Source organism: Prevotella sp. LCP21S3_D2 (assembly GCF_052118345.1).
Lineage (GTDB): Bacteria > Bacteroidota > Bacteroidia > Bacteroidales > Bacteroidaceae > Prevotella.
The window spans coordinates 24,142-35,761 of sequence record NZ_JBQKHJ010000021.1; the positions used below are offsets into that span (position 1 = coordinate 24,142).

Consider the following 11,620-nt stretch of genomic DNA (forward strand, 5'->3'; position numbering starts at 1 on the left):
ATCAATGGGCTATGCTGATGAGTTTACTACCTAGAGCTGTAGTCATGGCATTCTCAAAGAGAATCTATTGGTATCGCTGATATTATCCGGAGTAGGCAACCAATATGGCGAAAATATAACAATATTTAATTATAATTTGAAAATATGAATGTAATCAAGCTTTTTGATTACCAAGAGGATATGAAGGAACGGATTGAGAAGGCATTGCGCCTTCATCGGTCCGTGATGGCACAAATGCCAACGGGTACGGGTAAAACGGTTCTACTCGCTTCGGTCGTAGAATCGTTTTTGAGGGAACATTCCAATTGTAATGTTTGGATTGTTGCCCATAGAAGGGAGTTGGTTTCTCAGATTCGAGAAACTATTGGAAGAGTCTTTTCGAAAATCACCCCGTCCCTCTTTACCCTTAAAGAGGGGAATTTTTCGAAAACCCACCCGTCCTCCCTTACCCTTAAGGGAGGCTCCACCGCTTTCCCCAAGCCCCTTTCCCCTCAGGGGACAGGGGATGTAACCGCCCTCCGGTGCTCGGAACCGCTACGCTCTAAGGTTGGCGGACCATCAAAGGTCTCGACAGATTGTGCGGGATGGGACCGCCTTACTGCTACTTGCTTGCGGCCTACTGAGGAACTTGGGGACCGCCTGGGTGAGAGGGGTGGTGATGGGCTTGGTGCCACTTCTGCCTCTTCTGTTAATCCTATTTCTGACATGATGCCGATAAAGGCAGTGTCGATACAATGGTTGGCTAAGCACTATGACGAGATAGAGGAAGAACCAGGAATGATAGTGATTGACGAGGCGCACCATGCGCTCGCCAAGACCTATAAGGAGATGTGGGAGAGATTCCCGAATGCTAAGTTCCTGGGACTGACGGCTACACCTTGCCGATTGAACGGTAAGGGTTTTACTGATCTGTTTGACGTATTGGTACAGTCCTGGAGTGTTCCTGAGTTTATCAGCAAGGGAAGATTGGCAACATACGATTTCGTGAGCATCAAATCAGATGGTGTGACGCAACGGCTCATCGACTCCTTGCAGAAGCGAGGGGCAGATGGTGACTACCAGAACAAGGAAATGGATATGTTGCTGAATAAGAAACCGAGTATCGAAAGGCTCTATCAGAGCTTGGAAGAATTTGGTAAAGATAGAAAGGGCATCGTGTATGCTATCAATATCAGTCATGCTAATGCTATTGCCGAGTTCTACAGAGGACACGGCATAGCAGCTGTTGCTATTGACAGTAAAACGCCAAGTTCTTTACGAAAAGAACTTATTGAAAGGTTCAAATATTCTTCTTTTTCGAAAACCCAACCATCCATCCTTCATAAGGATTTTTCGAATCACCCCGTCCCTCTTTCCAAAGAGGGCTCCACTTTCTCCCCAAGCCCCTCTTCCTCAGGAAGCGGGGATGTAACCGCTCCTCCTCGTCGCTCGGAACCGCTACGCTCTAAGGATGGCGGACCATCAAAGGTCTCGCCAGATTTTTTGTCGGCTGGCGCATCAAAGGAGGTGTCAAAGGTCTCGCCAGATTTTTTGTCGGCTGGCGCATCAAAGGATGTGTCAAAGGTCTCGCCAGATTTTTTGTCGGCTGGCGCATCAAAGGATGTGTCAATGGTCTCGCCAGATTTTTTGTCGGCTGGCGCATCAAAGGAGGTGTCAATGGTCTCGCCTGATTTTTTGTCGGCTGGCGCATCAAAGGAGGTGTCAAAGGTCTCGCCAGATTTTTTGTCGGCTGGCGCATCAAAGGATGTGTCAATGGTCTCGCCAAATTTTTTGTCGGCTAGCGCATCAAAGGAGGTATCAGGTTATTCGCCAGATTGTTTGTGCGGTGTAAACCGCCTTGCTGATGGACTTGCTCCTATACAAGTATTGGTGAATGTGGACATCTTCTCGGAGGGATTTGACTGTCCGGATGTGGAGTTTGTACAGTTGGCTCGACCAACCTTGTCGCTTGCCAAGTATCTGCAGATGGTGGGACGTGGATTGCGAGTGGCTAAGGGGAAGAAGAGCTGCGTGATTATAGATAATGTGGGACTGTATCGGGTGTTCGGGTTGCCTTCTCAAGTATGGAACTGGAATGCTATGTTCGAGGGAAAGCTGAAAGTGGGCAAGAAAATGGAGACTCCGAAGGAAAGAGAGTTTTTCCTGATGAACAAGGAACAAGACGGTATTCGGATTCATCCAGACTCGGAAATGATGATGGTGATGAGCCATGAAGAATTGCTCCAAACACTACAGTACCGTGAGTTTGTGGATAGCAAAGGGGAGTTCGCCATCATCAAACTGCCTGATGGAAAGATGACGGTAGTGAACCGACACGGAGAGCAGGTACTGGAGCCAGGCGATTACTATGACATGAAATTACTGAACGGAAACATCCTGTTCTTCCGACCTCGCAGAAAGGCGAAATGCTATTATGACCTGTTGGCAAAGGCTGTCATCGACGATGGCACTAACGTAGCAGAGGCTCCCCAGGTTGTCAATATAAAAGGATGGGAGTTTATAGAATATAACGACATCTTCATGTCTCGAACCCAAGAAAATTTTTCTCTGCCATATCGTCCTTCACAATATGATTTTCTGAATTATGGGTATTATATGATATTCAGATTCAGACCTTCTGCTATCGGTTGTCAAGTATGGTACTATTGTGAGGGTGATGAAGGGAAGATGCGCATGAGCAATGAAGAGAGCAGGAATGTATGTTTCCTGCGTAATGATTACGAACATGTGTATTGGCTATGTGCTGTCCTGTATGGTGATTGTATCGTTGTTATGGACAGCAAGCAGGACTACTACCTGGTGGATTTAAATTTGAAGAAGACCTATATAGGATGCAATAATCCAAAGAATGAGAAGGAAGATTTGAATGTCGTGATGCCTCGCCTTGGCAAGAAATACTATCATGAGGCGATGTTGCAAAAGAAGGAAATGGAAGCAAACGAGATGCTTCTTTTGCATGAGAAGTCAGAGGCAGGACATGTGGAATTGTACCAAGCAGGAAAGAAATGGGGCGTGAAGGTAGATGGTAAAGTTATCGTGCCACCCCTCTACTGCAGTATAGCGCAACCTGTCGGTGCCTATTGCGCCTTTGAACAGGTTCCCAGACATTGGGGCGTTATGACATTGAAAGGAAAAGTGATTGTTGATGCCAAATATGAGAAGGTGGAGATTCGTGACAATGGAATCGCCGTGGTAACAGGCATCACGGGAAAAACACAGACAATCAATCTTTTAAAGGTAAAAGGGTAAATGTTCTTTGCTGTTTTTAGGCACGGATTACAATCCGTGTAATCCGTGCCTTATCTATATCCGTTCTTTTTATTCCAAGTCAAATTCGAAATCGAAGCCGTTGCCATTGGATTCTTCCTTCTTTGGCTTTGGTTTCGGAGGATTCTTCAGGTTGCCCTTCTCGTCAAACATATTGTATGTAGTGCGAAGTACGATGAACTCGGTGCGGCGGTTCAACTGATTGCAGATTTCCTGATGCTCCTTGCTCTGCTTGAGGATAAACTCCTGGGTGAGTTCGTCGCCCTCCTTGAGCCAAGGATATTTCTCGGTCAGCTTCTTGCGAACCTTCTTTGGTCGCTCCTTGCCATATCCCATTGGGGTAAGGCGCTCCTTCTCGATGCCATGGGCTATCAGGTAATCTACTACAGACTGGGCACGGCGCTGAGACAACCGCTTGTTGTATTCGGCATTTCCCTTGTAATCGCAATGGGCGCTCAGCTCGATGGTTACGTTTGGATTCTCCTTCAGCAATTCCACGAGTTTATCAAGTGCCTTGGTGCTGGCTGACGTCAAGGTAGCCTTGTCAAACTCATAGAAGATGTTGTCGATGAGTACGGGGGCAGTGATGGAAGCCAATGGGAACTGGAGTACATACTCCTTGCTCTCCTTAGCCGTATCTACTCTCAATTCCTCCTTATGATTGAGGAATCCCTTGCAGGAAGCCATTACCAGATAATCTACCTTCGTGTTGATAACCATGGAGAAGGAGCCATCGCTCTTCACCGGCAATTTCTTGTAGGTTCCGTCATTACCTACCACCATCACTTGGGCTGCTGGCAGTTCATAGCCGTCCATCTCGTAGACCCAGCCCTTCATCGTGGTGACTATCTCCGGGTTCTCGAATGAATAGATGTGGTCGTAGCCTCGGCCGTCCCTTCTGTTGGATGAGAAGAAACCACGGTTGTGTGGACCCTCGAATGTCATTCCGAAATCATCTGCTTCTGAATTGAGCGGATAACCCGGATGCTCCAGCTTGTATCTGCGAGTCTTCTTGTCTACTTTGGCGATAAAAATGTCGAGACCGCCCATGCCTACATGACCATTGCTACTGAAGTAAAGGTCGCCATTGGGACGGAAGGTAGGGAACATTTCGTCGCCCGGTGTGTTGATGGCTTCACCGAGATTCTCTACACCGCCAAGACCGGCAGCCGTAAGACGGATACGCCAAATGTCAAGGCCGCCTACACCTCCCGGCATGTCTGATACGAAATAGAGCCATTCGCCATCGGGACTGATGGCTGGATGGGCATAGCTGCTCAGCGTATCTCTCGTTATTTGCAGTTGGGATGTCTTGCCCCAGGCTGCATCCGAGCGAGAGGAGTTTACTATCTGAGCATAGCGGGGAGAGGACGGGTCGGTGGTGCACTGGGTAAGATACATTTCTTTTCCGTCAGGAGTGAAGCAACAGGCTCCTTCGTCATAGGCGGTATTAAGTCCACCACCAATGGCTTCGGGTTTGCTCCATTTTCCCCTATCGTCTTTTTCTGACAAGAAGATGTCGCCGGCTTTGGTGCCGGTGATTCCACTGAGTTCATCACCTTCTGCCTCATTCCGGGTAGAGGTGAAATAGAGCTGGTCGTATTCATCGCCCAGGAGCATGGGTGAATAGTCGTCTCTTCTGGAGTTGAATACGTCCATCTTCTTCACCTTGTATCGGCTTCCTTCTTTCTTCCAGATGGGAGCCTTCTGTGCAGATTTCAATCCGTTTTTGGCAAGAACATTATCGGGCATGGAATCTACGAGGATTCTGAATTCTTTTTCTGCCTGTTTGTATTCACCGTTTTTCAAGAGCATACGGGCGTAAGCCAGGCGGTCGTCCAATGATGCCTGGTTGTAACGGATGGCATTGCGATAAGCGGCAATCGCCTTTGGTGTAGAATTGATCTTCTCATAACAGTGAGCCATCTTCAAGGCAATCTTTCCTCGATTGTCTCTTTCCTTGGCTGGAGTTTTGGTATAAGCCTGCTTGAACTGGTCGGCAGCATCGTAGTATTCGCCCAGAGAAAGGAACTTCTCTCCCTTCTTCAGGTTTTTGTCAATGCCGCAGCTTATCAGAAGAAGGCAGCAGAGTGCTGTTATGATTTGATAAAGTCTTATTTGTTTCATATTGATTCAACTTTCGCATATTAGGAAGTTAAAGGAGTTAAGGAAGTTAAGACGTATGTCTTTCAGCTTAAAAACTTCGCCAAAAAGACTATTGTCTTAACTCCTCAGCGACCGTAGGGAGCGATAACTCCTTTAACTTCTTTAACTCCTGAACTTGCGAACTTGAGCTATATCTTATTACATCTGCGAGAATGGCTGGCGATATTGACAGCCTGATTTCCAGTTGCTGCAACCATAGGCGGTCTTACCCTTGATGATAACGCCCTTTCCGCAGAGCGGACATGGCTTGCCTACCATTGGGTCGGCTGGAGACTTCTTTGCTGTAGCTTTCTTCTTTGCTGGCTTTTTCTTGAGATCTTCCTCCGTCATGATGGTCACTCTCCGGCTGCTGTTATCCGATAGAACATCGATGACAATCTGGTTGATCTGCTCTTTCAAGCCGTTGATAAATTCTGCAGGGTCGTAGGTCTTGTGCTCGATGTCTCGGAGTTTTTTCTCCCAGATACCGGTCAGCTCGCAGCTCTTCAGGAGTTCCTCGTGGATGGTGTCGATGAGTTCGATACCTGTTGGAGTTGCCATCAGATTCTTGCGCTGGCGACGGATATAGTGGCGCTTGAAGAGGGTCTCGATGATGCCGGCACGGGAGGATGGGCGACCGATTCCGTTCTCCTTCAATGCTGCACGAAGTTCCTCGTCTTCCACGAATTTACCCGCTGTCTCCATCGCACGGAGCAGGGTTGCCTCGGTATAATACTTCGGTGGCGTGGTCCATTTTTCTGTCAGTGTAGGCTGATGATCTCCCGATTCGCCTTTCACGAAAGAGGGGAGGGTTCTTTCTTCTACCACTTCCTTCTTGGCACCGTTTCCGGTTCCATCGCCTGCATTTCCGCCATCGTTTCCGTTGGCGTTATCTGAAGCATCGTCGTCATCGGCATTCTTCGCATCCTTGGCATAGACTACTCGCCAGCCCGGTTCGAGAATCTCCTTGCCGCTCACCTTGAACTCTATCTTTTCCGGTTTTGGACCATCTTCGTTGATTACTTCGCCCAATACGGTGGTGGTAGAGAATTTACAGTCCGGATAGAACACGCTGATGAAGCGCTTGGCGATGAGGTCATAGACATTCGCCTCCATATCGGTGAGTCCGGTTGGCGGAACACCGGTTGGGATGATGGCGTGGTGGTCGGTTACCTTGCTGTTATCGAACACCTTCTTGCTCTTCGGCAACTTCTTGCCGGTGGCTGCGAGCTGCTGGATGAGCGGCAGATATTTCTGCAGACTGGCTATCTTTGCCTGACTCACACCATTCAGAATCTGCGGACATTTCGGATAGATATCGTCTGTCAGAAACTGGGTATCTACACGAGGATAAGTGGTATACTTCTTCTCGTAGAGACTCTGGATGAGTTTCAGCGTGATATCGGCAGAGTAAGCAAACTTCTTGTTGCAATCTACCTGCAGCGAGGTGAGGTCGTAGAGATGAGGTGGCGCCTCGTTTCCCTTCTTCTTGCTTACATCTGTGACTGTGAAGGGTTTGCCGGCGATGGTACTGAATGCTTTCTCTCCTTCCTCCTTGCTGGTAAACTTGCCGCTGGTTGCCGTAAACTGGGTGTCGCGGTAGATGGTGGCGAGTACCCAGTAAGGTTCGGAAACGAAGTTGTCGATTTCCTTCTGGCGGTTTACGATCAGGGCAAGGGTAGGGGTCTGCACCCGGCCGATGCTGAGCACCTGTTTGTTCTGACCGTATTTCAATGTATAAAGTCGGGTGGCGTTCATGCCGAGAATCCAGTCACCGATGGCACGGGAAAGTCCGGCAAGATAGAGCGACTGATATTCCCCCTGGTCTTTCAGTTCCTGGAATCCCTGCTTGATGGCTTCATCGGTCATGGATGAAATCCACAGTCTCTTGACGGGGCATTTTGCCTGCGCCTTCTGCATCACCCATCTCTGGATAAGCTCTCCTTCTTGTCCGGCGTCACCGCAGTTGATGATGCTGTCGGCAGCCTGCATCAGTTTCTCGATGGTGGCAAACTGCTTCTTGATGCCTTCATCGTTGATGAGCTTGATGCCGAAGCGCTGTGGAATCATCGGCAACGCCGAAAGGCTCCAATGTTTCCACATCGGAGTATAATCATCCGGTTCCTTCAGCTCACAAAGGTGGCCGAAGGTCCATGTTACTTGGTAACCATTACCTTCCATATAACCGTCGCGTGCCGTGGTAGCCCCGATGATTCGGGCGATGTCCTTAGCCACGCTCGGTTTCTCTGCTATACAAACTATCATTCTTTATTCTAATTTCTCTTTGCAAAGGTACAATAAAATAATGAGAAAGCCATCATTTCGGCTTTTTTTTCTCATGGTAGAGAATAAAAAAGCCCTGTAAGAGCAAAAGCTTTTTGTTTTCAAAGCTTTTGCCCTTACAGGGCGACTTTGCTGATTGTTATCTAACCCAGGACGATTGCCCTGGGCTAGGAAATTCTGCCCTTTCAGGGCGTTTGGGTAAATCCTTGCGTGAGATTATGGCGTCCCGGCGGATTTGCAATCCGCCGTCAAAAAATGTTCGACCTATTAAAACTGGGGGATTTGTAATCCCCCAACAAAAGGAGAAGCATACTCCTTTGCTGCGGATTTCAAATCCGCAGAGCCTAAAAAGGTTAGGACATTTTTTAACGCCGGATTTCAAATCCGGCGGGACGCCTTCCTTTGCTGCGGTAAAATAATGAGAAAGCCATCATTTCGGCTTTTTTTCTCATGGCAGAGAATAAAAAAGCCCTGTAAGGCTTGGGCACAATCTAGAACTTGTGCCTTGCCTTACAGGGCGTATTTTATAAATATCTGCGTAATCTGCGAAATCTGCGTGAGATTCCTTTGCTGCGGATTTCAAATCCGGCGGGACGCCTAGCGGAGATAATCATCTCTCATAAAAATCCGTGTAATCCGTGCCTAAAAAACAACGAGATTACTCGTACTCCTGCCAGCTCTTAATCTGCAACTGGTCCTGGCTCAATGTGCAGAAAGCCTCGATGAAGGCGGAAGCCAGGCGGGCATTGGTGAACAGAGGAATGTTGTGGTCGATGGCGCCACGACGGATTCTGTAACCATTGGTGAGCTCACGCTTGGTGTGATTCTTAGGGATGTTGACGATGAGGTCGAACTTGTGGTCGGCAATCATCTGCATCACGTTAGGGATATCCTTGTGGTCCTCATCAGGCCATCCTACGGCTGTAGCCTTCACGTTGTTCTCGTTCAGGAACTTCGCTGTGCCGGCTGTAGCGTAGATGGTGTAACCGTTCTTCACCAGTGCCTGGGCTGCATCGAGCAGAGAAGCCTTCTCCTTAGCACCACCGCTTGAAAGCATGATGCCCTTATCCTTTGAAGGAATCTTGTAGCCGGTGGCAATCAATGAGTTGAGCAATGCCTCCTCGAAAGTATCACCCATACAACCTACCTCACCGGTAGAACTCATATCTACACCCAAAACAGGGTCGGCGTTCTGCAAACGGGCGAATGAGAACTGTGAAGCCTTCACACCCATGCGGTCGATATCGAAGGCAGACTTGTCTGGCTTCTGGTATGGAGCGTCGAGCATGATGCGGGTAGCCGTCTCGATGAAGTTGCGCTTCAATACCTTGCTCACGAATGGGAATGAACGGGATGCACGGAGGTTACACTCGATAACCTTCACATCGCGACCCTTAGCCAGGTACTGGATATTGAAAGGACCAGAGATGTTGAGCTCCTTGGCGATGGCACGTGAAATCTTCTTGATCTGACGGGCTGTAGCGAAGGAAATCTGCTGGGCAGGGAAGGTCATGGTTGCGTCACCAGAGTGAACACCTGCATACTCTACGTGCTCTGAAATACCATACTCTACAATCTCACCGTTCTGAGCCACACCGTCGAACTCGATTTCATTGGTCTCTGTCATGAACTGAGAGATAACCACTGGGTACTCCTTGGAAACCTCAGAAGCTGCCTCCAGGAAGCGACGCAGCTCATCATCATCGTGACAAACGTTCATGGCTGCACCGGAAAGAACGTAAGATGGACGAACGAGCACAGGATAGCCTACCTCGTCGATGAACTTCTGAACATCCTCCATAGAGGTGAGGGCGCTCCACTTAGGCTGGTCGATGCCGAGCTTATCGAGCATGGCAGAGAACTTACCGCGGTTCTCTGCACGGTCGATGTTGACAGGAGATGTACCCAGGATTGGCACAGACTGGCGATGGAGCTTCATAGCCAGGTTGTTTGGAATCTGACCACCTACTGAAACAATCACGCCACGTGGTGACTCCAGGTCGATGACATCGAGTACACGCTCGAATGAAAGCTCATCGAAGTAGAGACGGTCGCACATATCGTAGTCGGTAGATACGGTCTCCGGATTGTAGTTGATCATGATTGACTTGTAACCCAACTTGCGGGCTGTGTTGATGGCGTTTACTGAACACCAGTCGAACTCTACTGAAGAACCGATGCGGTAAGCACCCGAACCGAGAACGATGACAGACTTCTCGTTCTTGTAGTAGTTGATGTCGTAACCCTCTACGGCGTAAGTCATGTAGAGATAGTTGGTGAGGTCAGGATGCTCGCTTGCCACAGTAGGGATGCGCTTTACGGCAGGAAGAATGTTCAGCTTCTTACGCAGAGCACGAACTGTGAGCACTTCCTTCTCCATGTTGGTATCTTTTGTCTTCAATACGAAGCGGCCAATCTGGAAGTCAGAGAAGCCCAATACCTTAGCCTCGCGCAATACCTCGGCAGGAATCTCCTCCAGAGTATTATATTCAGAAAGCTTGTGCTTGTAATCTACGATATTCTTCATACGCTCGATGAACCAAGGGTCAATCTTTGTCAGTTCCTCGATGCGCTCGATGGTGTAGCCTTCCTCCAAAGCCTGGGCGATGGCGAAGATACGTAGGTCGGTAGGGTTGGAAAGCTCCTCATCCAGGTTATCGAACTTGGTGTGGTCGTTGCCAACGAAACCGTGCATTCCCTGGCCAATCATACGGAGACCCTTCTGGAGCATCTCCTCGAATGAGCGGCCGATAGACATGATTTCGCCTACAGACTTCATGGAAGAACCAATCTTGCGGCTTACACCGGCAAACTTGGTAAGGTCCCAACGAGGAATCTTACAGATCATATAGTCGAGTGATGGAGCTACATAAGCTGAGTTAGGAGTACCCATCTCGCCAATCTGGTCGAGTGTATAACCGAGGGCAATCTTAGCTGCAACGAAGGCGAGCGGATAACCTGTAGCCTTAGAAGCGAGGGCAGAAGAACGGCTCAATCGAGCGTTGATCTCAATGATACGGTAGTCGTTGGTCTCAGCGTTGAAAGCATACTGGATGTTGCACTCACCCACGATGTTGAGGTGACGGACACACTTCACGGCGATGTCCTGCAACATCTTCACCTGCTCGTCGGTAAGAGAACAGGTAGGAGCCACTACGATAGACTCACCAGTGTGGATACCGAGTGGGTCGAAGTTTTCCATAGAGGCAACGGTGAAGCAACGGTCGTTGGCATCACGGATGCATTCGAACTCAATCTCCTTCCATCCCTTCAGGCTCTCCTCAACGAGCACCTGAGGTGCGAAAGTGAAGGCAGATTCAGCAATCTCCTTGAACTCCTCTTCAGTCTTGCAGACACCAGAACCGAGACCACCCAGCGCATAGGCAGAACGGATCATGATAGGGTAGCCGATGTTGCGTGCCGCAGCCACAGCCTCCTCCATGTTCTCGCAAGCGTGGCTAACAGGCACCTTGAGGTCAACCTTGTTGAGCTCCTTTACGAAGAGGTCGCGGTCTTCTGTGTTCATGATTGCCTCTACCGAAGTACCCAACACATCCACACCGTACTCCTTGAGCACACCGTTGAGGTAAAGTTCTGTACCAACGTTCAAACCAGTCTGTCCACCCCAAGCGAGCATAATGCCGTCAGGGCGCTCCTTCTTGATAATTTCAGTTACAAAAAAAGGTGTCACCGGCAAGAAATAAACCCTGTCAGCAATACCTTCACTTGTCTGAATTGTAGCAACATTTGGATTAATGAGGACGGAACTAATACCCTCCTCGCGCAAGGCCTTGAGAGCCTGCGAACCGGAATAGTCAAACTCACCTGCCTGGCCAATCTTCAAAGCACCAGAACCTAGTACGAGGACTTTCTTAAGCTGTTTCTTCATCATGTTATATAACTATAAGTTTGTTCTTTATATGTC

The 11,620-nt window shown here is 48.8% G+C and carries 4 protein-coding genes; 1 reads left to right on the forward strand and 3 read right to left on the reverse strand.

What is annotated here, in order from left to right:
- Positions 1-144 precede the first annotated feature (144 nt).
- Positions 145-3,249 carry a DEAD/DEAH box helicase family protein gene (locus ACTQ16_RS12370; protein WP_441937664.1) on the forward strand — a complete coding sequence of 1,035 codons (3,105 nt, stop codon included), beginning with the start codon at positions 145-147 and terminating at the stop codon, positions 3,247-3,249.
- 69 nt (positions 3,250-3,318) lie between these two features.
- Here ACTQ16_RS12370 and porE read toward each other — a convergent pair whose 3' ends face one another.
- The 3 genes from porE to carB all read right to left on the reverse strand — a co-directional run bounded on the left by porE (position 3,319) and on the right by carB (position 11,584).
- Positions 3,319-5,394, reverse strand: a complete 2,076-nt coding sequence (gene porE, locus ACTQ16_RS12375; protein ID WP_441937666.1) for a PorE family type IX secretion system protein — start codon at positions 5,392-5,394, stop codon at positions 3,319-3,321.
- A 177-nt stretch (positions 5,395-5,571) separates the two neighbouring features.
- Positions 5,572-7,677: a DNA topoisomerase 3 gene (locus tag ACTQ16_RS12380; protein ID WP_441937668.1), complete on the reverse strand. Its 2,106-nt coding sequence runs from the start codon at positions 7,675-7,677 to the stop codon at positions 5,572-5,574.
- Positions 7,678-8,353: 676 nt separating this feature from the next.
- Positions 8,354-11,584 carry a carbamoyl-phosphate synthase (glutamine-hydrolyzing) large subunit gene (gene carB / locus ACTQ16_RS12385; RefSeq protein ID WP_294971624.1) on the reverse strand — a complete coding sequence of 1,077 codons (3,231 nt, stop codon included), beginning with the start codon at positions 11,582-11,584 and terminating at the stop codon, positions 8,354-8,356.
- Between the last annotated feature and the right edge of the window lie 36 nt (positions 11,585-11,620).